The organism is Burkholderia sp. Bp8986, from assembly GCF_003854225.1.
Lineage (GTDB): Bacteria > Pseudomonadota > Gammaproteobacteria > Burkholderiales > Burkholderiaceae > Burkholderia.
The window spans coordinates 47,737-68,715 of the sequence record NZ_QTQM01000043.1 but is presented as its reverse complement, the minus strand read 5'-3'; the positions used below and the strand labels follow the sequence as shown (position 1 = coordinate 68,715).

At 64.3% G+C, this 20,979-nt stretch carries 22 protein-coding genes and 1 tRNA gene; 2 read left to right on the top strand and 21 right to left on the bottom strand.

All coding sequences use genetic code 11. The annotated features are described in order from the left end of the window. A partial coding sequence (locus DID99_RS29205; protein WP_148094684.1) for a DUF6531 domain-containing protein occupies positions 1–2,806 on the bottom strand: 2,806 nt, incomplete at its 3' end. Between the two features lie 50 nt (positions 2,807–2,856). Next, a complete protein-coding gene (locus tag DID99_RS29200) occupies positions 2,857–6,036 on the bottom strand; it encodes a type VI secretion system Vgr family protein (protein ID WP_124668058.1) in 3,180 nt (1,059 codons plus the stop codon). 360 nt (positions 6,037–6,396) lie between these two features. Here DID99_RS29200 and DID99_RS29195 point away from each other — a divergent pair, with 360 nt between their 5' ends. Then, positions 6,397–7,197 carry a cystine ABC transporter substrate-binding protein gene (locus tag DID99_RS29195; RefSeq protein ID WP_044845938.1) on the top strand — a complete coding sequence of 267 codons (801 nt, stop codon included), beginning with the start codon at positions 6,397–6,399 and terminating at the stop codon, positions 7,195–7,197. Between the two features lie 79 nt (positions 7,198–7,276). On the opposite strand, the gene DID99_RS29190 is transcribed toward DID99_RS29195, so the two are convergent. The 8 genes from DID99_RS29190 to DID99_RS29155 form a co-directional block, all read right to left on the bottom strand. Then, the gene (locus DID99_RS29190; RefSeq protein ID WP_044845939.1) at positions 7,277–7,480 is read right to left on the bottom strand and encodes a hypothetical protein; all 204 of its coding nucleotides are present in this window, start codon (positions 7,478–7,480) and stop codon (positions 7,277–7,279) included. A 459-nt stretch (positions 7,481–7,939) separates the two neighbouring features. After that, positions 7,940–8,015: transfer RNA gene (locus DID99_RS29185), tRNA-Thr, on the bottom strand. Positions 8,016–8,034: 19 nt separating this feature from the next. Beyond that, the gene (locus DID99_RS29180) at positions 8,035–8,556 is read right to left on the bottom strand and encodes a ClpXP protease specificity-enhancing factor (protein WP_044845942.1); all 522 of its coding nucleotides are present in this window, start codon (positions 8,554–8,556) and stop codon (positions 8,035–8,037) included. A 71-nt stretch (positions 8,557–8,627) separates the two neighbouring features. Continuing rightward, positions 8,628–9,239, bottom strand: coding sequence for a glutathione S-transferase N-terminal domain-containing protein (locus DID99_RS29175; protein WP_006400565.1), 612 nt, complete (start codon positions 9,237–9,239; stop codon positions 8,628–8,630). A 94-nt stretch (positions 9,240–9,333) separates the two neighbouring features. After that, positions 9,334–10,092 carry a cytochrome c1 gene (locus DID99_RS29170; protein WP_124487863.1) on the bottom strand — a complete coding sequence of 253 codons (759 nt, stop codon included), beginning with the start codon at positions 10,090–10,092 and terminating at the stop codon, positions 9,334–9,336. A 21-nt stretch (positions 10,093–10,113) separates the two neighbouring features. Continuing rightward, positions 10,114–11,496: a cytochrome bc complex cytochrome b subunit gene (locus DID99_RS29165; protein WP_124487862.1), complete on the bottom strand. Its 1,383-nt coding sequence runs from the start codon at positions 11,494–11,496 to the stop codon at positions 10,114–10,116. After that, a complete protein-coding gene (gene petA, locus DID99_RS29160) occupies positions 11,493–12,113 on the bottom strand; it encodes a ubiquinol-cytochrome c reductase iron-sulfur subunit (RefSeq protein ID WP_124487917.1) in 621 nt (206 codons plus the stop codon). Before petA ends, DID99_RS29165 begins: the two co-directional genes overlap by 4 nt. 218 nt (positions 12,114–12,331) lie before the next feature. Further along, a complete protein-coding gene (locus DID99_RS29155; RefSeq protein WP_124487861.1) occupies positions 12,332–13,078 on the bottom strand; it encodes a Nif3-like dinuclear metal center hexameric protein in 747 nt (248 codons plus the stop codon). A gap of 21 nt (positions 13,079–13,099) precedes the next feature. Here DID99_RS29155 and DID99_RS29150 point away from each other — a divergent pair, with 21 nt between their 5' ends. Next, positions 13,100–14,305, top strand: coding sequence for a Do family serine endopeptidase (locus tag DID99_RS29150; RefSeq protein WP_044845947.1), 1,206 nt, complete (start codon positions 13,100–13,102; stop codon positions 14,303–14,305). A 242-nt stretch (positions 14,306–14,547) separates the two neighbouring features. Here DID99_RS29150 and tatC read toward each other — a convergent pair whose 3' ends face one another. The 11 genes from tatC to DID99_RS29095 form a co-directional block, all read right to left on the bottom strand. Beyond that, positions 14,548–15,330, bottom strand: coding sequence for a twin-arginine translocase subunit TatC (gene tatC, locus DID99_RS29145; protein ID WP_044845948.1), 783 nt, complete (start codon positions 15,328–15,330; stop codon positions 14,548–14,550). A 41-nt stretch (positions 15,331–15,371) separates the two neighbouring features. After that, complete coding sequence (tatB, locus tag DID99_RS29140; protein ID WP_044845949.1) at positions 15,372–15,902, bottom strand: Sec-independent protein translocase protein TatB; 531 nt, start codon at positions 15,900–15,902, stop codon at positions 15,372–15,374. 26 nt (positions 15,903–15,928) lie between these two features. Continuing rightward, positions 15,929–16,159 (bottom strand): Sec-independent protein translocase subunit TatA, encoded by a 231-nt coding sequence (tatA, locus tag DID99_RS29135; RefSeq protein ID WP_044845950.1) that lies wholly within the window; start codon positions 16,157–16,159, stop codon positions 15,929–15,931. Positions 16,160–16,252: 93 nt separating this feature from the next. After that, the gene (locus DID99_RS29130) at positions 16,253–16,618 is read right to left on the bottom strand and encodes a histidine triad nucleotide-binding protein (protein ID WP_044845951.1); all 366 of its coding nucleotides are present in this window, start codon (positions 16,616–16,618) and stop codon (positions 16,253–16,255) included. A 29-nt stretch (positions 16,619–16,647) separates the two neighbouring features. Then, complete coding sequence (locus DID99_RS29125) at positions 16,648–17,040, bottom strand: hypothetical protein (protein ID WP_124487859.1); 393 nt, start codon at positions 17,038–17,040, stop codon at positions 16,648–16,650. Positions 17,041–17,111: 71 nt separating this feature from the next. Beyond that, positions 17,112–17,477, bottom strand: a complete 366-nt coding sequence (locus tag DID99_RS29120; RefSeq protein ID WP_044845953.1) for a phosphoribosyl-ATP diphosphatase — start codon at positions 17,475–17,477, stop codon at positions 17,112–17,114. Continuing rightward, on the bottom strand, positions 17,474–17,890 hold the full coding sequence (gene hisI, locus DID99_RS29115) for a phosphoribosyl-AMP cyclohydrolase (RefSeq protein WP_044845954.1): 417 nt from the start codon (positions 17,888–17,890) through the stop codon (positions 17,474–17,476). The genes DID99_RS29120 and hisI overlap by 4 nt, the downstream gene beginning before the upstream one ends. After that, complete coding sequence (hisF, locus tag DID99_RS29110; protein ID WP_044845999.1) at positions 17,890–18,663, bottom strand: imidazole glycerol phosphate synthase subunit HisF; 774 nt, start codon at positions 18,661–18,663, stop codon at positions 17,890–17,892. The genes hisI and hisF overlap by 1 nt, the downstream gene beginning before the upstream one ends. Before the next feature lie 104 nt (positions 18,664–18,767). Further along, on the bottom strand, positions 18,768–19,523 hold the full coding sequence (gene hisA, locus DID99_RS29105; protein ID WP_034183653.1) for a 1-(5-phosphoribosyl)-5-[(5-phosphoribosylamino)methylideneamino]imidazole-4-carboxamide isomerase: 756 nt from the start codon (positions 19,521–19,523) through the stop codon (positions 18,768–18,770). Positions 19,524–19,686: 163 nt separating this feature from the next. Then, positions 19,687–20,328, bottom strand: coding sequence for an imidazole glycerol phosphate synthase subunit HisH (gene hisH, locus DID99_RS29100; RefSeq protein ID WP_044845955.1), 642 nt, complete (start codon positions 20,326–20,328; stop codon positions 19,687–19,689). Next, entirely contained in the window at positions 20,325–20,945 is a 621-nt protein-coding gene (locus tag DID99_RS29095) for a YchE family NAAT transporter (protein WP_044845956.1), read from the bottom strand. The genes hisH and DID99_RS29095 overlap by 4 nt, the downstream gene beginning before the upstream one ends. Positions 20,946–20,979 lie beyond the last annotated feature (34 nt).

Below are 20,979 nucleotides of genomic sequence, written 5' to 3'. Positions count from 1 at the left end.
TTTCCCCCGCCACACGCTTCATCAGGCGACCGTTTGCGTCGACGTCGATCGACGTCACGCAACCCGCTTCATCAACCGAAACAAGGCTGCCGCTGTCCGGGTCGTATTGATAACGCGTCGACTTGCCGTCAAAACCGATTTCCTCGATCAACCGCCCTGCCGGATCGTAGTGGAACTGGTACGTCGCAAGGTTCGCATCGGTCAGCGCGGTCAAGCGGCCGAGACGGTCGTAGCGATACGCAATCGTCTGCCCGAGCGCATCCGCGCGGCTCGCAATACGACCCGCTGCATCGTAGCCGTATCGGGTCGATCGATTGAGTTGATCCGTATGCCGCAACAACCGGCCTTCAGCATCGTATTGCACGTGCTCGACACCGGCCGGCGAACGCGTCTCCGTCAATTGGCCGTTCGGGCCATAACCATAGGCAACCACGCCACCGGACGCGTCCTTTGTCTCGATCACGCGGCCGATATCGTCATACCGCCACTCCGTCTTCTTTCCGGAGCAGTCCGTGTAGCTCGTCAATTGCCCGGCGTCGTTGTATCCAAGCGCCTTCGAGCCGCCCTTCGCATCGGTGATCTGCGTAGGCAACCCCTTGTCGTTGTAGGCGTACTTCGTCGCATGCTCGAGCGGATCGATTTCTTCGACGAGATTGCCCGCATCGTCGTACTTGCGCTGCCACACATGGCCGTTCGGATCGACGAGCCGGATCATCCGATCCTTGCCGTCGTATGCCATCTCGACGATGCTGCCGTCCGCGCGCTCGTGCCAGGTCCGGTTGCCACGTGCGTCATAACGCATCTGCTCGATGCTGCCGTCTTGCAGAATGTGCAGCGTCAGATTGTTATGCTCGTCGCGCCGGAACCATTCCTCGCTGCCGTCCGGATAGGCGATTCGATAAACGTATCCCTTGATGTTGAAGTAGTAGCGTGACATCTGACCGAGCGCATCGGTCACGTAGGTCAGCCGAATGTTCGGATGCCATGCAAGGCGGATATCGAGGCTGCCGTCGTCCGCGTACTCGCGCACGCATTTCGCGTTCGCGTTGTCTTCAGCGTCCGCGCCGTCCCATTCGAGCGTCATCCCGCGGCCGGTGCGATCGGTATAGCGCGTCACGAGATGACGGTGGTACTGATAGCTCCACGCGTTGCCATACCGGTCGGTTGCGCGCACGAGATCGCCCGCTTCGTCATAGGCGTAGCTCGCAAGCGTACGGCGCTTTCCATCGTCGAGCACCTGCTCGATCAGCACGATCCGGCCTTGCTTGTCGTGCTCGAACGACAGCACGTTGCCGCTCGCGTCGATCAGGCGTGCCACGCGGTCGAGCGCGTCGTAATCGAGCGTGATCGCATTGCCCGCACGGTCCTTCTGCATCGCCAGCCGGAACGCATTGCCGCGCCGTTCATACACGTGAAGCTCGTCGTGGCCGTATGCGATCGCGACCCACGTCTCGTCCAGACGCGTCAGCGTCAGGTTTTCCGCGAGATCGTCATGCACATCTCCGGCTGCAAGCGCTCGATATTCGATGCTGCGCCCGCTGGCATCGCGAAAGAACCATGTATCGCCTTCGACATCGATGCGCGTCGTGTATGGCGTGAGCCACCGCGCGCCAAGTTCTCCGTTGTCGTATGCAGAGAGGCGCGACCGGTACGTGCGCGCCCAGACGAGCGGCAGTGCGCCGGGCAGTTCAAAGTCCGTGTGAGTGAACGTCTCATCGCCGAAAGCAAAATCGATCGACCCGGTCGATGCGCCAATCCCGCAACTTTTACAAGGACTCTGGCCGGCGCCTTCCGCATGCGCCTGCTGTCCGATCGCACCCGCCGGCTCCTGAGGACGATCGTGCTGCGCGCGCCCCTTGCCGCCGGGCGGCACGTCGGCGGTCTTTTCGTGAAGCTTCCCGCGTGCGCGCACTCTTGCCACGGCCTCGATCACTTGCGCGATCAGCCACAGCATCTTGCCTTCTTCGCTGCCGTTCAGATCGCGGATCGCCTTCGCGACTTTCGGCGCCTCGTCCTTCAGGAACGCGACGATATCGCGGAACGGTTGCAGCCACGAATCCGGAGCAAGCTTCGCCGCAGTCCCGACCGTCGCGTTCCCGGCTTGCTTCCCCAACGCGATCGAACCTTCGTAACCGTACTCGATCGCATCAACCACCAGCATCGGGTTGTACCAGGACCGCTTGTCCATCTTCCGGGCGATCTGCGCAGTACGCCGCACGTTGGCACTGCTGTCGAAAATTTGCCCTTTGAGGGCGAGTTCCAGCCCGGTAGCAATACCGAGCATCAACTCCTGCGCCTTATGCGCGCAGTCGTTCAGCAGTTCGACAAGAACGTCCTGCAGGGTCTTCAGGAAGTTCTCGATTTCGGTCGCGGCCGCGGCGTTGACATGCGTGACGAGCACCGAAATGAGCGCCGCGCCGAGATTGCCGCGAGACACCAGCAATTGATTGCGCACGAGCGCCAGCAGCGGCCGTGCCGACAGTCGGAACGACGCGAGTGGCGGCGGAACCGGAATGACGCCGATCAGGTTGATCGCAAGCCCAAGGTAATCGAGCAGATTGGCGTGGCGCTTCTCGACGATCATCACGATGTCGCACACCGCATCGTAAAACGCCATCAGGTTGCCGATGATCGGCACCGCGCTTGCGAAGGTCTTGAGATCCCCGAACGAAATGTGATTGCCGCTGATCTTGAGCAGCCACTTGTTGAAACGGTCTCCTCCCGCCGCTACATCTTTCGGCGAAATATCGCTGAGCCAGGAAACGGCCTGTTCCTTCTCGGCGCCCGGTGGAAGTTGTTGTGCCATGTCGTTGTTCGTTCAATTCGTTTTTTCAAGACGGCTGACGAGCCGCCCTCTCAGGATTTCAGCGGTCCGCCGAACCCGCTCGTCGGAAGCTTCATGCCGGTCGCACCGGCGGTCGACGCCACCGTCGTAGCGCCCTTTCCGGCGATCCCGGCGACACCGGGTAGCGCGCCCTGCAGCGCACCGGATGCCGCATTCGCAGCCGGCGCGGCCAGCGCCGCGAGCCCACCTTGGCGAGCTGCCTGCACCATCCCGGCCACCTGCTTCGCGGCACTGCCCAGGCTCGATGCCGTCTGTAGCGCGGAAACCGCGCCTGCCCCACCCAGCGCACTTGCCGCAGCCGGCAATGCGGAACTCGCCAGTCCGCCCAATGCAGCACCGGCTCCACCTCCGCTCGCAAGCCCCATCGCAGCCGTCGTCGCCGCAGGCGCCATCCCCTTCAACTGGCTCGCGAGCTGCTCCGTCGCCGCGGCTTGCGCCGCCTGCGGCGACGGCTCGACGGGCTCGACCGGCCACTGCGCCTGCTTGAAGTAATTTGCGGGTTGAGCCGACTCGCGCGGATCCTTCCCGAACTCGACACGCACCGCACCGGGCGGCAAACCGCTCACCGCCGTATAGCCGCTATTGTCGAGCGCCCCTTTCTTCAGCACGGCGCCGTTCACGTCTCTCACCGTGAACAGCCCGCCCTTCACCGCCTCGCCGTTCACGTACTTGTGAAACAGCTCCAACTGCCCCGGCTGGTCCGGCCGCGGGCTCGGCAGCGGATATCCCATGCTCGCCGGCCCCGCGAACGTATGCGACGCGCCCTTCACATCGACCGCACCCGGCGTATGAATCTCGATGTTGCCGTCCTTGATGCGGATGTACCCGCCGCCACTCGTCAGCAGAATCCCCTGGTCGGCCGCGATCTCGATCCGGTCAGTTGCGGACACGACCTTCACCGCCTTCTGCGCCGTCACCTCGACGTTGTCCGACTGCGCCTGGATCTCGACCTTGCCCTTGCCGGCGAACAGCTTCATCCCCGCGTTCTGAACGAACAGGCTCAGCTTCTGCCCGATGCTGCCGATCAGCGACTTGCCCGCGGCGACGTGCACGCTCTGTCCGCTCGCGACGTTCACGTGATCGTTCGCGACCACGTGCAGCGACTGCTGTGTCGACATCCCGATCCCCGACGGGCTGCCGAACAGCATCACCGGCTCCTTGAACGCATTCGCGCTGCCCGTGCCGCCGCCTGCCGTGCGTCCGCCTGACGTGTTGCCCGACGCGCTGTCCTGCGTCGCGTCGGTGAACGCGCGCATCGTGTCGTGGGCTTCCTTGAGGCTTTCCGCCTGATGCTGCTCGCTCACGCCCGACATCGCCTCGACCAGGCTTTCGCCCGTCACCAGTTGCTGCTGCGCTTCCTTCACGTCGAGCGGCTGGCTGTTCGGCGCCTTCGGGTGCGTGGTCACGTACAGGCCCTGACTCGCCCGCACCGCGCCATACGCATCCGAACGCAGATCGAACCCGCTGCCCAGATACGACCCGCGCGAATTGCCGTTCTGGTCGATCAGGTAGCCGAGATGCAGCAGGCTGTTCGCGCTGCTGCTCATCAGCTGCACGCGGTTCTGCCCGGTCGCGTCGTCCATCACGAGGTGGTTGTAGCCGCTGCCCGAATACTCTTTCGATCGATACCCGGACAGAATCCCGTCGCTATGCCACTGCGGCTGGTTCGCGCCGTTGTACACGCGCCCGACTGCCAAAGGCCGGTCGCAATCGCCACCCACGTAGTCGATCAGCACTTCCTCGCCGATGCGCGGCACGTGCACGCCACCGTATCCGCCGCCGGTATCCGACTGCACGACGCGCACCCAGCACGACGCGTTCTCGTTGCCCGGATTCAAACGATCCCATACGAACTGCACACGAATCCGGTTCAGCTCGTCCGTATAGACTTCCTCGCCCTGCGGCCCGACGACGATGGCCGTCTCGAGATGCATCTTCGGCTTCTCGTGCTCGAACGGGCTGCGATACGGCACGCTTACGCGCTGCGCTTCGACCTCGACGAGATAGAAGCCGACCGAACCGTCGTCATGCGGCACGCGAAACGCGGCGTCGGCACCGTAGCCCTCCTGCGCTTGCGTCAACGCGTCGCGCAGGCTGTACGGAAAGTCCGCGCTGCTGCTCGCGACGGGCAGGTTGTTCTCGATCCACCATTCGACGCCGATCGCCGCGAACTCGCGCTGGTCGGCCGGATCGCGATCGTGTTCGGGATGATCCGCCAGCGTAAAACGACGGCCGGCATCGATCGCGCGCACGCCGCCCGCGCCGTGAAAGCGCTTCGCTTGCGACTCCCATTCCTCCATCCGCAGCTTCGTCAGATGGTCGCCGCGCGTCTGCTCCAGATACGTGTACGCACCGGTGTACTCGTAGACTTCGAGCTGGTCGGGCAATTCGCCCTGGCCGCCCATCGTCGGCAGCGTCGTGCCCTTCGGGTTCGACGGTTGCGACGGATTCTTGTAGTCGAACGTGCGCGTCGTCCGGGTCACGCTCTGCAGCGTGCGCGAGCCCGACCATTGCGTGAACGCGTCGGCTTCGCTCGCCGCGCCGCCCCGATAGAAGCGCACGGTCTCCGGCGACAGCGGCGCGAACGCCTGCAGGTTGTCGGTGATCACGAGCGTATGCGACTTGCCGTCGTCGGCCTGCTGCCATGTGCTGTAGAGGCCTTCGCTCTCCATCAGCCGATGCACGAAATGCCAGTCGGTGTCGTGCTGACGCGTGTATGAACGGCTCGGCAGCGGTTTCGACAGCGCGAAGCGGAAATGCCCCTGCGCCTGCGGATGCTGGTTCAGCACGTCGCTGATGATCTGGTCGACGGTCGTGTCGTTCCAGAGCCGCTGGTCTCGGCGAAACTTCAGGAAATGGGTGAAATCGGCGAACGTGAGCTGATAGGTCGTGAGCCCGCCGTCGGCGCCGAGGCGGCGCGCGGTGTGCACGTACCCGTTGATCGGCCGGTAGCTGCGATCGCCTTGCTGGATCCAGAACGTGACCGGCTGCGCGATCAGCTTTTTAAGCTCCAGATCGCTGTCGGTCGACAGCACATCGAGCGTGAATTCGTACGCGCGCCCGATGCGCGACCGGCCGACGGCCCGCTGCACGGTCAGCACGTTGGCGCCCAATGGCGTATCGAGCTTCAGCAGCCGGTCCTGCTGAAGCAACCCGCCGCGCAATGCGGCAACAGTGTTCTGCATGTTCATGGCAACGGCCTTTTCTTCTTTTGACGCGCCCTCGGATGGCGCGTGATGCGATTTTCGCTCGCGCGATTTTACAGACAAATTACTAGCCGACTCGGAAAATGACCTGATTTAAAAGAGTATTTTTAATCGTTGGTCCGAACGTCCACGGCAAACCTTTCTAACGCTCGTCCAGCGCTCACGTGCCACGTCGTCACACCGCGCTGCCACCCCGCCGCCCGCTGAAATCGATTGCAATCAGGGCCAATTCGACTTCCAGCGCCGCCCGGTTGCGAGTAGTGTCTACGTGCCCGTCATTCGGCCCGGCCCGGGCACGATCGATGCCCGGTGCGCCATCACCACACTGAACACTGGAGATCCACGATGAAACGTTCGAAGTTCCTGCTATCTGGCCTGCTGCTCGCGTCGGCCCTCGGTTTCACGGCCGTCGCCGCGCATGCCGAAGACCTGCTCGACTCGGTGAAGAAAGCCGGTGTGCTGCGCGTCGGCCTCGAAGGCACGTATCCGCCGTTCAACTCGCGCGGCACGTCGGGTCAGCTCGAGGGCTTCGACGTCGACGTCGCGAATGCGGTTGCCGGCAAGCTCGGCGTGAAGACGCAGTTCGTCCCGACCGAATGGAGCGGGATCATCGCGGGGCTGCAGGCCGGCAAGTTCGACGTGATCGTCAACCAGGTCACGATCACGCCGCAGCGCAAGGAGGCGCTCGACTTCAGCGAGCCGTACACGTACTCGGCCGCGCAGCTGATCCAGCGCAAGGACGACACGCGCAACTTCAAGTCGCTCGAGGACTTCAAGGGCAAGAAGCTCGGCGTGACGCTCGGCACCAACTACGACCAGATGGCGCGCAGCGTGCCGGGCATCGAGGTGCAGACGTATCCTGGCGCACCGGAAAAGCTGCGTGACCTCGCGGCAGGCCGGATCGAGGCGACGCTCGACGACCGCCTGATGCTGCCGTACATGATCAAGACGTCGAACCTGCCGCTGCGCTCGGGCGCGGTGCTGAACGGCGGCAAGCAGGAGATGGCGATCCCGTTCCGCAAGGGCAATCCGAAGTTCGAGAAGGCGATCAACGATGCGCTGGAGTCGCTGCGCAAGGAAGGCACGTTGAAGAAGATCTCGATGCACTGGTTCGGCAGCGACGTGACGGTGCCGGTCGCGCAGTAAGCGGTTCGCCGCGCTCGCGTTGCGTCACGTCACTCGCTGCGGCGAAGGCGTGACGCCTCTTCTCTCCCGCTCTCTTCGCTCAGGCCGCTTCGTCGAAGCGCGCGAGCAGCATCTGGCCGATCGGCGTCAGCGCCGGGCGCGCAGCCACCTCATTCACGCGTACCTGCGTATCGTCGACGAGCCGCTTTTCGACGAGCACGGCGAACGCGGGGTTCGCCAGGTCGACGCTGTCCGGTGCGCGGGCTATGCGCAGCAGCATCGAGAATTCATGCGGACTCAACATGGTCCTTGTCTCCTGATCGTCCGCGATCCGGTTCGAACGGCGTCGATCGTGTTTTTGAATGGAATGACGCGAGGCATAGTCGATGCGCCGCCGGGAGCGAGATCCCGGTTGACCGTTGCGCGACGCAAGCACGGCGTCGCGTGCGGGTTACGCACGCCCGAATCGCGACGGTGGCGCCGCGACGGAACGTGCAACGTTAGGGGCGCAGCGTGACGCGGGCGTGACAGGGAAACGGGGGTGCAACGATGTGCGATGCGCGCTCGGATTGCCAGCGCAGCGCACGTCGTGCGGATCGGGGCGGGAGCGTAGGCATCTTCAGCCTCGAGGGCGATGCTTGTGACCGAGTTGGATGCCGTATGCCGAAGCCGGTTTGCCATGCGGTCGGCGTCGCGTGTTTCGCCTTGGATATCCAAAAAACAAAGGGCCGGGAGAATCAATCTCCCGGCCCTTCGTTCAATATGGTGCCGGCTGCAGGACTCGAACCCGCCACCTGATGATTACAAATCAACTGCTCTACCAGATGAGCTAAGCCGGCGTAAGCGCGAGATTCTACCTCATTTCACGATCTTGAGGCGAGGTCTGCTGCCGCCTTTCGAGCCATCCCCGTCGGTTTTCGGCGGTTCGTCGGCGCCTTCGGACGGTTCTTCGTTCGCACCTTGATCGGCAACCGGCGCCAGCACGACAGGCGACTCGTCGCGCCGCACCTCATCGGCCTGCTCGGCATCGTCCTCGAACGCGCCCGAATCCGCGCCCTCGCCCGCCACCGCATCGACCTGGAACGCCATCCCCTGGCCGTTCTCGCGCGCGTAGATCGCGAGCACGTTGGCCACCGGAATCTCGATCTTGTGCGCCTTCCCGGAGAACCGGGCGGTGAACTCGATCCACTCGTTACCCATCTGCAGCTGGCTCGTCGCCTCGAAGCTGATGTTGAGCACGATCTCGCCGTCACGCACGAACTGACGCGGCACGCGCGTCGAGTTGTCGACCCTCACCGCGATATGCGGCGTGTAACCGTTATCGGTGCACCACTCGTACAGCGCGCGCAGCAGATAAGGCTTCGTTGAAATCTCTTGCATCACAATCCTCGAACCCGGAGCGGGCACGCGGCACGCCGCGCCGCCCGCTCCGTCTTGCCCTCATTGCATCATCAACGACGCATGACCTTTTCGGACGGCGTCAGTGCTTCGATATAGGCCGGACGGCTGAAGATCCGCTCGGCATACTTCATCAGCGGCGCGGCGTTCTTCGACAGTTCGATGCCGTAGTGATCCAGACGCCACAGCAGCGGCGCGATCGCGACGTCGAGCATCGAGAACTCCTCGCCGAGCATGTACTTGTTCTTCACGAAGATCGGCGCGAGTTGCGTCAGGCGATCGCGGATCGCGAGGCGTGCCTTCTCGTGGTTCTTCTCCGCTGCCTTGCCCTTCTCGTTCTCGAGCGTGCTGACGTGAACGAACAGCTCCTTCTCGAAGTTGAGCAGGAACAGGCGTGCACGGGCGCGCTGCACCGGGTCGGCCGGCATCAGTTGCGGGTGCGGGAAGCGCTCGTCGATGTATTCGTTGATGATGTTCGATTCGTACAGGATCAGGTCGCGTTCGACCAGAATCGGCACCTGACCGTACGGGTTCATCACCGAGATGTCTTCCGGCTTGTTGAACAGGTCGACGTCACGGATCTCGAAATCCATCCCCTTCTCGAACAGCACCAGCCGGCAACGCTGGGAGAACGGGCAAGTTGTGCCGGAATACAGAACCATCATATTTGCGTTTCCTCAAAAAAGCCGAGGGCCGGCACGCGGCGCAACCCCTTTCACGGGTTCCGCCTTGCGCCGGCCCCACGCCGGTCAGGCGTGTTTACTTGATATCTTTCCAGTACGCGGCATTGAGCCGCCAGGCCAGGAAAGTCAGGACACCGAGAAAGACCAGCACCCACACGCCGAGGCGTTTGCGGGTCTGCTGGGCCGGCTCGGACATCCATGTCATATAGGCCACCAGGTCGGCCACCGCAGCATCATAGTCCGGCGGCGACAACGTCCCCGGCGTGACCTGCTGGAAGCCGACGAGCGTGTGGACCTTCTCGCCCGTCTCCTCGTCCGTCTTGTCTTCGAATTTGGCAGTGCGCTGCCCCTGCAGTTGCCACAATACATGGGGCATGCCGACGTTCTCGAACACCGCGTTGTTCCAGCCGCTCGGCCGCGTATCGTCGCGGTAGAAACTCCGCAGATACGTGTACAGCCAGTCGCGACCGCGCGCCCGCTCCTCGACCGACAGGTCGGGCGGCGTCGTGCCGAGCCAGTTCTTCGCGTCTTCGGGCCGCATCGCGACGGACATCGTGTTCCCGACCTTGTCGGTCGTGAACAGGAGATTCGTTTCGATCTCCTTCTGGGATATGCCCAGATCCGTCAGACGGTTGTAGCGCATCAGGTTCGCGCTGTGGCAGTTCAGGCAATAGTTTACAAACAATTGCGCGCCGTGCTGAAGCGAAACGAGATTTTCCGTGTTATCGGGCGCCCGGTCGAGCGGAAAATTACCCTCCGCGTGCACGGCCGGCGCCGCCAGCAGCGCGACGGCCGTCGCCCCGATCAGCGCGAGCGTCGAAAGCAGTTTCTTCATGTCGTTCTCTCCTCGCTCTCGTTAATGGGGCTTGAAGCGCACCCGCTCCGGCGGCTGCTTGAACGTGCCAAGCGGCGTCCAGACGGGCATGCCGAGGAAGAACGCGAAGTAGATCAGCGCACAGCCCTGCGCGATCAGCGTCGAGACCGGCGATGGCGGCCGCGTGCCGAGGAACGCGAGGATCAGGAACGCCGCGACGAAGATCCCGAGGAACACCTTGTGGAACAGCGGCCGGTAGCGGATCGACTTCACCGGGCTGCGGTCGAGCCACGGCAGGAAGAACAGCGTGATCACCGCCGAGCCCATCACGACGACGCCCCAGAACTTCGATTCCGTCAGGAACATGAATACGACGATCGCCGCGGCCAGCACCGGCAGCCCGACCTTCCACTTGCCGCGCGCACGGATCAGCGCGAGCACGCCGAGCAGCGCGATCACGATCATCAGCACGATCTTGAACGGGTCGGTGGTCGCGCGCAGCATCGCGTAGAACGCGGTGAAGTACCATACCGGCGCGATTTCCGGTGGCGTCTGCAGCGGATTCGCCGGGACGAAGTTGTTCGACTCGAGGAAGTAGCCGCCCATCTCCGGCGAGAAGAACACGATCAGCGCGAACACCATCAGGAACACGCAGACGCCGAAGAAATCGTGCACCGAGTAGTACGGGTGGAACGGGATGCCGTCGAGCGGAATGCCGTCCGCGTCCTTCTTCGCCTTGATCTCGATGCCGTCCGGGTTGTTCGACCCCACTTCGTGGAGCGCGACGAGGTGCGCGATCACGAGGCCGACCAGCACGAGCGGAATCGCGATCACGTGGAACGCGAAGAAGCGGTTCAGCGTGACGTCGGAAACGACGTAGTCGCCGCGGATCCACAACGACAGGTCCGGGCCGACGAACGGGATCGCCGAGAACAGGTTCACGATCACCTGCGCGCCCCAGAACGACATCTGGCCCCACGGCAGCAGGTAGCCGAAGAACGCCTCGGCCATCAGGCACAGGAAGATCGCGCAGCCGAAGATCCACACGAGTTCGCGCGGCTTGCGGTACGACCCGTACATCAGCCCGCGGAACATGTGCAGGTACACGACGACGAAGAACATCGACGCACCGGTCGAGTGCATGTAGCGGATCAGCCAGCCCCACGGCACCTCGCGCATGATGTACTCGACCGATGCGAACGCGAGCGTCGAGTCGGGCTTGTAGTTCATCGTCAGGAAGATGCCCGTGACGATCTGGTTGACGAGCACCAGCAGCGCGAGTGAGCCGAAGAAGTACCAGAAGTTGAAGTTCTTCGGCGCGTAGTACTCGGAAACGTGCTTCTTCCAGGTGGACGTGAGCGGGAAGCGCTGGTCGACCCAGCCGGTGAGACCTGTCGTGGAGACTTCCTTGTTGTCGGCCATCACGCTTCTCCTTTCTCGTCCTTGCCGATCACGAGGGTCGTCGCCGACGTGAACATGTAGGGCGGGATGTCGAGATTCTGGGGCGCCGGCTTGTTCTTGAACACGCGGCCGGCGAGGTCGTAGGTCGAACCGTGGCACGGGCACAGGAAGCCGCCCGGCCAGTCGTCCGGCAGGTTCGGCTGCGGACCCGGCGTGAAGCGTTGGCTAGGCGTGCAGCCGAGGTGCGTACACACGGCCATCACGACGAGAATGTTCTTGCGATCGGCCCGCGAGCGATATTCGTTCGCGCAATACGCGGGCAACGGCATCGAATACGGGGATTTCGAGGTCGGATCGGCCACTTCCTTGTCGGCCTTGACGACGTCGGCCAGCATCGAATCGGTGCGATTCAGGATCCAGACGGGTTTGCCGCGCCACGGCACCGTGACCATCTCGCCGGGCTTCAGGCCGCTGATGTCGACCTCGACCGGGGCTCCGGCCGCTTTCGCTTTCGCGGACGGCGCAAGCGACGCCGCGAAAGGTATGACGGTGGCTACGCCTCCCACGCCACCTGCTACGGATGTCGCAATCAGCCAGGTACGGCGGCCGCTGTCGACGCGTTTCTCTTCCTTGTCTCGCATCACACGCCCCACTTCTGAGTTGGATTTTCCGTCACGACTTTTCATTCCGCCGCTAGTTTGCGCGAATGGAGTCGCCATTTACAAGGCCCGGAGACGAAAATCCCTTCGAAGTAATTGATAGTTAAGGGTTTTCCCCCACTATCGGAGCGATTAAATCATTTCGCTTTTAAGCATGCGCTACATTGCGAAATTTCGATGCACCGCCGCAAATCCGGCGTTCAGACCGGATTATGAATATCGATAAAAAGGTGTTCGAGATCGAATTCTTCGGACAAGCGGGCGCCGAGCGCCTGGATTCCGTAGCGCTCGGTCGCGTGGTGCCCTGCCGCAACGAACGCGACGCCGCTTTCGGCCGACGCGTGCGTGACGGATTCCGACACCTCGCCGGTCAGGAACACGTCGGCGCCCGCGTCGATCGCCGCGTCGAAATAGCTTTGCGCGGCGCCCGTACACCATGCGATGCGGCGCAACTGCATCTCCGGATCGCCGAGCACGAGCGGCGTGCGGCCGAGCGTGCGCTCGACCTTCGCGACGAAGTGCTCGAGCGAGACGGGCATCGGCAGCGTGGCCATCCAGCCGAGGTCGCCATCGCCGAAACGCTGCTCGCCGAGCAGCCCGAGCTTCTCGCCGAGCTGCGCGTTGTTGCCGAACTCGGGGTGCGCGTCGAGCGGCAGGTGGAATGCGAACAGGTTCAGATCGTTCGCGAGCAGCAGCTTTAGCCGCTGGTACTTTCGGCCGGTGATCTGCGGCGCCTCGTTGCGCCAGAAATAGCCGTGATGGACGAGCACCGCATCCGCGCCCCATTCGAGCGCGGCTTCGAGGAACGCGACCGACGCCGTCACGCCGGTGGCGATCTTCTCGATCTTGCGGCGCCCCTCGACCTGGAGGCCGTTCGGGCAATAGTCCTTGAAGCGCGCGATTTCAAGGGTATTGTTCAAGTACAATTCAAGTTCGATCCGATCCATATAAACCTCTAATCCTTTCAGATGCTTAGACGCTTCTGGCTGTTCTTCGCGCAGGCGGTGACCGTACTGCTCGCGCTGATGTTCATCGTCGTGACGCTCAAGCCGCAATGGCTGCAACGGCAAGGACAGCTCGGCAAGCAGCTCGCCACGCCGATCGTCGCGCTGCGCGAAGTCGCACCGGGCATCGGCGGCGCCCCCGCGACCACGTCGTACGCCGAGGCCGCGCAAAAGGCGATGCCCGCCGTCGTCAACGTCTTCTCCAGCAAGGACGGCTCGCTGCCGCCCGATCCGCGCGCGAAGGATCCGCTGTTCCGCTACTTCTTCGGCGACCGCAATGCGCGCAAGCAGCACGACGAACCGGCCGCCAATCTGGGCTCGGGCGTTATCGTGAGCCCTGAAGGTTACATTCTAACGAACCAGCACGTAGTGGACGGCGCCGACCAGATCGAAGTCGCGCTCGCCGACGGCCGCACGGGCACCGCGAAGGTGATCGGCAGCGACCCGGAAACCGACCTCGCCGTGCTGAAGATCAACATGACGAACCTGCCGACGATCACGCTCGGCCGTTCCGACCAGTCGCGGGTCGGCGACGTCGTGCTCGCGATCGGCAACCCGTTCGGCGTAGGCCAGACGGTCACGATGGGGATCATCAGCGCGCTCGGCCGCAATCACCTCGGCATCAACACGTTCGAGAACTTCATCCAGACCGACGCGCCGATCAACCCGGGCAACTCGGGCGGCGCGCTGGTCGACGTCAACGGCAACCTGCTTGGCATCAACACGGCGATCTACTCGCGCTCGGGCGGCTCGCTCGGCATCGGCTTCGCGATTCCCGTGTCGACCGCGCGCACCGTGCTCGAAAGCATCATCACGACGGGCTCGGTCACGCGCGGCTGGATCGGCGTCGAGCCGCAGGACGTCACGCCGGAAATCGCCGAATCGTTCGGGCTCCAGCAGAAGTCGGGCGCGATCGTCGCGGGCGTGCTGCAGGGCGGGCCGGCCGACAAGGCCGGCATCAAGCCCGGCGACATCCTCGTGAGCGTGAACGGCGACGACATCACCGACACGACGAAGCTGCTGAACACCGTCGCGCAGATCAAGCCGGGCACGCCGACCAAGGTGCATGTCGTGCGCAAGGGCAAGGAGTTCGACGTGAAGGTCGTGATCGGCAAGCGCCCGCCGCCGCCGAAGCAGGCGCTCGACGAACAGGACAGCGACAGCGAATGACCTCCGGCGGGCGGCGTACCGGCGCCGCTTGCCGGCCAAGGACGGAAACAAAAAAGGGCAGCCTGATCGGCTGCCCTGTTGCTTTGGTCCGGCGGCGTTGCTCCGGCATGCCTTCTTCACGGTGAAGAAGCTGCGGGCGCCCTCGCGATCTGCACCATCCGGTCGGCGCGCGCGGCTTCAACGCTGTCGAGGGGCCGTATCGACGACCGCGATCATGCCGGCCGCCGCGCACCGGTCCCGCATCAACTCGCGGCGCCGTTCTCTGCCTCGGGTTCTTCCGTCGGCTTCGGCACGAAGAATCGCGCGGCCAGCAGCCCGATCTCGAACAGCACGACGAGCGGCAACGCGAGCATCAGCTGCGAGAACACGTCCGGCGGCGTGACGACCGCCGCGACGACGAACGCGCCGACGATCACGTACGGCCGCATCTCCTTCAGCTTCTTCAACGTCAGCACGCCCATCCGGACGAGCAGCACGACGACGATCGGCACCTCGAACGTGACGCCGAACGCGATGAACATCCCGAGCACGAAGCTCAGGTAGTTGTCGATATCGGTCGACATCTCGGCGCCGAGCGGCGCGTTGTAGTGCGCCATCACGCGGAAGATCGTCGGGAACACGAGGAAGTACGCGAACGCCATCCCGCACAGGAACAGGACATAGCTGCTGCCGACGAGCGGCGCGACGAGCTTCTTCTCGTGCTGGTACAGCCCCGGCGCGACGAACGCCCAGATCTGGTACAGCACGATCGGCAGCGCGATCACGAGCGCGACGAGCATCGTGACCTTCATCGGCACGAAGAACGAGCCGGTGACGTCGGTCACGATCATCCTGCCGCCCTTCGGCAGGTTTTCCATCAGCGGCCGCGCGAGCAGCCGGAAGATGTCGGGCGCCCAGTACACGAGCCCGAGGAACACGACGATCACGGCCAGCCCCGCGCGAATGATGCGGTCGCGAAGCTCGACGAGATGGGAAATGAAGGTTTCTTCCGGGGCGTCGCCCGGGTTCTGCTGGGGGTCGCTCACACCGGCCCTCGGTAGGATTGACGAGCGAGCATGCGCTCGGCTCAGAAGAAGCGCGTCGGCCGGCGCAGGCTGGCCGGCTGGTGGCGCGCGACACGCGCGGCCCCCGACTGCACGTGCGTGCGGCGGGTCGTCGCGCGCTTGTACCAGACAGGCGTCGCCGCCTGTTTCACACGCCAGTTGCGACGCTTCGGCGCGAGCGCGGCCGTGCTGCCGCGCCACGACGGCGCCGCGGGCGTGTCGGAGCCGTACGTACCGGCATCGACCGAGCCTTCGTTAAGGCCGCCGACCGCGGAGTTCCACGTGTCGTTCAGTTCCTTCTCGTGCTCGCGCAGGTTGTCGTGAATCGTCGTCTCGACATTGCGCGCGGCCGTCTCGAAATCGGTCTTCATCGTCCGCAACGCGTCGAGTTCGATTTCGCGCGAGACCTCGGCCTTCACGTCGTTGATGTACCGCTGCGCGCGGCCGAACAGTGCGCCGGCCGTACGCGCGACGCGCGGCAGGCGCTCGGGGCCGAGCACCACGAGCGCGACGACGCCGATCAGCGCCATCTTCGAAAGACCGAGATCCAGCATCGCGAATGCCTGTCAGCGTGCCGGCGTTACGCCTTGTTCGAGTCGGAACGCGTCGTTTCCTTCGCGTTGACGTCGACCGAGCCGTTGCGCGGCAGCTGCTGCGCGTCCGCCGGCGTCTCGCCGTCCTTCATGCCGTCCTTGAAACCCTTCACGGCGCTGCCGAGGTCGTTGCCGATGTTGCGCAACTTCTTCGTACCGAAAACCAGCGCGACGATCAGCAGCACGATCAGCCAGTGCCAAATGCTCAATCCACCCATGATGAAACCTCTCCTCAACCACGCCGCGTCGCGGCGCAAATCGCCGGCGGCACGCCGGCTTCGACTATCGATGCGGGGAAACGCCCCGCGACGTCAACCCATCCGCAGCCACGGGCGCGGGCCGGCCAGAATGTGCGCGTGCAGGTGGTAAACCTCCTGCCCGCCGCCGGGGCCTGTGTTGATCACCGTGCGAAAACCGGTTTCGCCACCCGTGTACGCGACGCCGAGCTGGTCGGCCAGACGCGCGACCAGCAGCATCAGCCGGCCGAGCATCGGCGCGTCGGCCTCGCTCGCCGCCGACAGCGTCGGCACGTGCCGGCGCGGAATCACGAGCACATGCGTCTCGGCCGCGGGGCGGATGTCGCGGAACGCGACGAATTCGTCGTCCTCGTGCACCTTCGTGCTCGGGATCTCGCCCGCCGCGATCTTGCAGAACAGGCAATTCGGATCGTGACTCATGTTGCTCCTGCGAAACGCCCGCGCGCCGGTCAGAACCAGGCCTGCGGATCGAGCGTCTTGTTGTCGTTCAGGTACAGCCAACCTTTGATGATACGGTACAGCGTCCAAATCCACGTGACAAACATGATGACGAATCCCACGCCCACGAACATCAGCGCGAAGCCGATCACGTAAGCGATCAGCGCGCGCCAGAACGTGCGGATCTGCCACTCGAAATGGTCGGCGTACGGCGTGCCGGCCACGTCGCCGCGCTTCACGTAGTTGATGATGATCGCGATGAGGCCGGTGACGCCGCCCGTCAGCCAATGAATCGCGTAGAGGCCGTACAGCACGTGCGTCAACGTGCGCAAACCGTTCAGCCGCTCGGCGTCCGCTGCACCCGGCACCGACGGCGTCGGAAGCTGGCTCGGCGTATCGGTCATGATGCTACCCCCGTTGGATGACAATTCTTACAGCTTACCGCACTGTCGCCGGCGCGGCAGGCCGCGAGCCGTCAACCGCCGTTTTCCTCGCGCTCGCGGCGCTTGCGCAGCGCCTTTTCCTCGATGCCCGACAACCCTTCGCGGCGCTCGAGTTCGGCGATCACGTCGGCCGGGCTCAGGTCGAAATGCGACAGCATCACGAGGCAGTGGAACCACAAATCGGCCACCTCGCCGACCAGCGCCGTCGGCGCGCCGCCCTGGCGTACGTCCTTCGCGGCCAGCACGACTTCGGTCGCCTCTTCGCCGATCTTCTTCAGCACCGCGTCGTCGCCCTTGTGGAACAGGCGCGATACGTACGATTGTTCGGGGTCGCCGCCCTTGCGGCTATCGATCACGGCCGCGAGGCGCAGCAGCGTGTCTTCGGTCGATTGCGTCATTTGTAGATGTGTTCGGGGTCTTTCAGCACCGGATCGACCGCGACCCAGTCGCCGCTGTCCACCGTACCTTCGAATTTCTGGAAGAAGCACGAATGCCGGCCGGTGTGGCAGGCGATGCCCGACACCTGCTCGACCTTCAGCAGCACGACGTCCTCGTCGCAATCGAGCCGCACCTCGTGCACGTGCTGCACGTGGCCCGACTCCTCGCCCTTGAACCACAGGCGCTTGCGCGAGCGCGAATAGTAGACCGCGCGCTGCGTCTCGATCGTCTTCGCCAGTGCCTCGCGGTTCATCCACGCGAACATCAGCACGTCGTTCGTCGACGCTTCCTGCGCGATCACCGGCACGAGGCCGTTGTCGTCCCAGCGGACCTTGTCGAGCCACGCGGGCAGGGATTTCGTTTCCGTATTCATCACAGCCTCACCGCGATGCCCTGCTCGGCCATGAAGCGCTTCGCCTCGCCGACCGTGTGCTCGCCGTAGTGGAAGATGCTTGCGGCCAGCACCGCGTCCGCGCGGCCGTCCTTGATGCCGTCCGCGAGATCCTGCAGGCAGCCGACACCGCCCGATGCGATCACCGGCACCGGCACCGCGTCCGACACGCCGCGCGTGAGCGCGAGGTCGAAGCCCGACTTCGTGCCGTCGCGGTCCATGCTCGTGAGCAGGATCTCGCCCGCGCCGAGTTCGGCCATCTTGCGCGCCCATTCGATCGCATCCAGGCCAGTGCCCTTGCGGCCGCCGTGCGTGAAGACTTCCCAGCGCGGCGCCTCGCCGTCGGCCGACACGCGCTTCGCGTCGATCGCGACGACGATGCACTGCGAGCCGTACTTGTCGGCCGCGTCGCGCACGAGTTGCGGGTTCGCGACCGCCGACGAATTCATGCTGACCTTGTCCGCGCCGGCGTTCAACAGGCGCCGCACGTCCTCGACGGCGCGCACGCCGCCGCCGACGGTCAGCGGAATGAACACCTGCGACGCAACGGCTTCGATGATCGGCAGGATCAGGTCGCGCTGGTCGGAGGTCGCGGTGATGTCGAGGAACGTCAGTTCGTCGGCGCCCTGGTCGTCGTAGCGGCGGGCGATTTCGACGGGGTCGCCGGCATCGCGCAGCTCGACGAAGTTGACGCCCTTGACGACACGCCCGGCAGTCACGTCCAGGCAGGGGATGATGCGTTTAGCTAGAGCCATGATGTACGCCATAGGCCGCGGTGGAACGGCCGGTTGCGGAAGCCTCGCGCGAGGCTTCCGGTCGGGGCCGCCTGCGGGCAGCCCCGGCGAACGGGACACCGCGGTTACGCGTTGTCGAGTTCGCCGTTCAGTTCGTCCGCGCGCTTTTGCGCGGCCGCGAAATCGAGATCGCCGGAGTAGATCGCACGGCCGCAGATCACGCCTTCGACGCCGTGCTCTTCCACTTCGCACAGGTTCTCGATGTCCGTGAGGTTCGACAGGCCGCCGCTGGCGATCACCGGAATGCCGACCGCCTGCGCGAGCTTCACGGTCGCCTCGATGTTGATGCCCTGCAGCATCCCGTCGCGGCCGATGTCCGTGTAGACGATTGACTCGACGCCGTAGTCCTCGAACTTCTGCGCGAGATCGATCACCTCATGGCCCGTCAGCTTGCTCCAGCCGTCGGTCGCGACCTTGCCGTCCTTCGCGTCCAGGCCGACGATGATGTTGCCCGCGAACGCGGTGCACGCGTCCTGCAGGAAGCCCGGATCCTTCACGGCCGCGGTGCCGATGATCACGTAGGACAGGCCCGCGTCGAGATACTTCTCGATCGTCTCGAGGCTGCGGATGCCGCCGCCGAGCTGAACGGGGATTTCGTCGCCGACTTCGTCGAGGATCGCTTCGATCGCCTCGAGATTCTTCGGCTTGCCGGCGAATGCGCCGTTCAGGTCGACCAGATGCAGCCGCCGGGCGCCGAGATCGACCCACTTGCGGGCCATCGCCGCCGGGTCCTCGGAGAAAATCGTGGCCTGGTCCATATCGCCCTGTTTGAGGCGCACACACTGACCGTCTTTGAGATCGATGGCCGGAATCAGCAACATAGCAATCGGGTGTCGTCGTGGAAAATGAAAAGAATCCGGCGCGCACCGGCCAAACCGGTGCCGCGCCGTCTCGCTAGTTTAGTACAACTCTTTCGGTGCTTAAGCGTGCGAGCCCCGCACGACAGGCGTTTGCGCCCTGTCAACTGTGGCTCGCGCACCACGTTCACGGCTTCCAGTGTACGAAGTTGCGATACAGACGCAACCCGACTTCCGCGCTTTTCTCGGGGTGGAATTGGGTCGCGAAGAGATTGTCCCGCGCGACCGCTGACGTAAACGGCGCGCCGTAGGCCGTTTCGCCGACCGTGTGCGCCGGGTTGTCCGGGCTCACGTAATAGCTGTGAACGAAGTAGAAATACGCGTCGTCGGGCACGCCGTCCCAGAGCGGGTGCGGCTGCGACTGGCGCACGCGGTTCCAGCCCATCTGCGGCACCTTGAAGCGCGAGCCGTCGTCCTGCAGCCGGCCGTCGAGCTCGAAGCGCACGACCTTGCCGGGCAGCAGGCCCAGGCCCTTCGTGTCGCCTTCCGCGCTCCAGTCGAACAGCATCTGCTCGCCGACGCACACGCCGAGCAGCGGCTTCGTGCGCGACGCCTCGATCACCGCTTCCTGCAGCCCCGATTCGCCGAGGCAGCGCATGCAGTCGGGCATCGCGCCCTGGCCGGGCAGCACGACGCGGTCGGCCGCGCGAATCGCGGCCGGCGTGTCGACGATCGCCACGTCGGCGGCCGGTTCGGCCTTCTTGAGCGCCTGCGCGACCGAGCGCAGGTTGCCCATCCCATAATCCACAATCGCAATCGAAGTTTTCATCTCAGTGCAGGCAGTAGCGCCCTCAGTCCATTGACGATGAATTCCACCGCCAGCGCCGACAGCATCAAACCCATCAGCCGCGTGGCGATGTTGATGCCGGTGCGGCCGATCCAGTTCGCGATCGGCTCGGCAAGCCGCATCGCGAAGAAACACAGCAGAGCCAGCGCCGCGCCGATCGCGACGAGCCCGGCTCGCTCATACCAGTGATGCGAGTTCGCCGCATAGATGATCACCGTGCTGATCGAGCCGGGGCCCGTGAGCAGCGGAATCGCCAGCGGCACGACCGCGATGTTGTCCTTCTGCTCGGCTTCATGGCGCTCCTCCGGCGTCGAGCGGGTGTTGCCGGCCTGAGCGTTCAGCATGCTGATCGCCATCAGCAGCATGATGATCCCGCCGCCCACTTCGAGCGAGCCGACCGATATGCCGAAGAAGTCGATGATCTGCTGCCCGAGCAGCGTCGTCACCGTCATCACGCAGAACACCGACACTGACGCGATCCGGATCGTGCGGCGCCGCTCGTCGTCCGTCTGCTGCGCCGTCAGGCTCAGGAAGAACGGCACCGCGCCGACCGGATTGATCAGCGCGAGCAGGGAAATGAACGATTTGAGCAGATCCATCGCAAGCCGGCGCGCCGCGCCGAAGCCGTGAGGT

Excerpts from the sequence above, each read along its gene's own strand:
- hisH (WP_044845955.1), bottom strand. The coding sequence starts at position 20,328 with ATGAAAACTTCGATTGCGATTGTGGATTATGGGATGGGCAACCTGCGC.
- DID99_RS29195 (WP_044845938.1), top strand. The coding sequence starts at position 6,397 with ATGAAACGTTCGAAGTTCCTGCTATCTGGCCTGCTGCTCGCGTCGGCC.
- hisF (WP_044845999.1), bottom strand. The coding sequence starts at position 18,663 with ATGGCTCTAGCTAAACGCATCATCCCCTGCCTGGACGTGACTGCCGGG.
- DID99_RS29095 (WP_044845956.1), bottom strand. The coding sequence starts at position 20,945 with ATGGATCTGCTCAAATCGTTCATTTCCCTGCTCGCGCTGATCAATCCG.
- DID99_RS29125 (WP_124487859.1), bottom strand. The coding sequence starts at position 17,040 with ATGACCGATACGCCGAGCCAGCTTCCGACGCCGTCGGTGCCGGGTGCA.
- hisI (WP_044845954.1), bottom strand. The coding sequence starts at position 17,890 with ATGAATACGGAAACGAAATCCCTGCCCGCGTGGCTCGACAAGGTCCGC.
- DID99_RS29175 (WP_006400565.1), bottom strand. The coding sequence starts at position 9,239 with ATGATGGTTCTGTATTCCGGCACAACTTGCCCGTTCTCCCAGCGTTGC.
- hisA (WP_034183653.1), bottom strand. The coding sequence starts at position 19,523 with ATGTTGCTGATTCCGGCCATCGATCTCAAAGACGGTCAGTGTGTGCGC.
- tatA (WP_044845950.1), bottom strand. The coding sequence starts at position 16,159 with ATGGGTGGATTGAGCATTTGGCACTGGCTGATCGTGCTGCTGATCGTC.
- DID99_RS29180 (WP_044845942.1), bottom strand. The coding sequence starts at position 8,556 with ATGCAAGAGATTTCAACGAAGCCTTATCTGCTGCGCGCGCTGTACGAG.
- DID99_RS29170 (WP_124487863.1), bottom strand. The coding sequence starts at position 10,092 with ATGAAGAAACTGCTTTCGACGCTCGCGCTGATCGGGGCGACGGCCGTC.
- DID99_RS29200 (WP_124668058.1), bottom strand. The coding sequence starts at position 6,036 with ATGAACATGCAGAACACTGTTGCCGCATTGCGCGGCGGGTTGCTTCAG.
- tatB (WP_044845949.1), bottom strand. The coding sequence starts at position 15,902 with ATGCTGGATCTCGGTCTTTCGAAGATGGCGCTGATCGGCGTCGTCGCG.
- DID99_RS29130 (WP_044845951.1), bottom strand. The coding sequence starts at position 16,618 with ATGAGTCACGATCCGAATTGCCTGTTCTGCAAGATCGCGGCGGGCGAG.
- DID99_RS29155 (WP_124487861.1), bottom strand. The coding sequence starts at position 13,078 with ATGGATCGGATCGAACTTGAATTGTACTTGAACAATACCCTTGAAATC.
- petA (WP_124487917.1), bottom strand. The coding sequence starts at position 12,113 with ATGCGAGACAAGGAAGAGAAACGCGTCGACAGCGGCCGCCGTACCTGG.
- DID99_RS29120 (WP_044845953.1), bottom strand. The coding sequence starts at position 17,477 with ATGACGCAATCGACCGAAGACACGCTGCTGCGCCTCGCGGCCGTGATC.
- DID99_RS29150 (WP_044845947.1), top strand. The coding sequence starts at position 13,100 with ATGCTTAGACGCTTCTGGCTGTTCTTCGCGCAGGCGGTGACCGTACTG.
- DID99_RS29190 (WP_044845939.1), bottom strand. The coding sequence starts at position 7,480 with ATGTTGAGTCCGCATGAATTCTCGATGCTGCTGCGCATAGCCCGCGCA.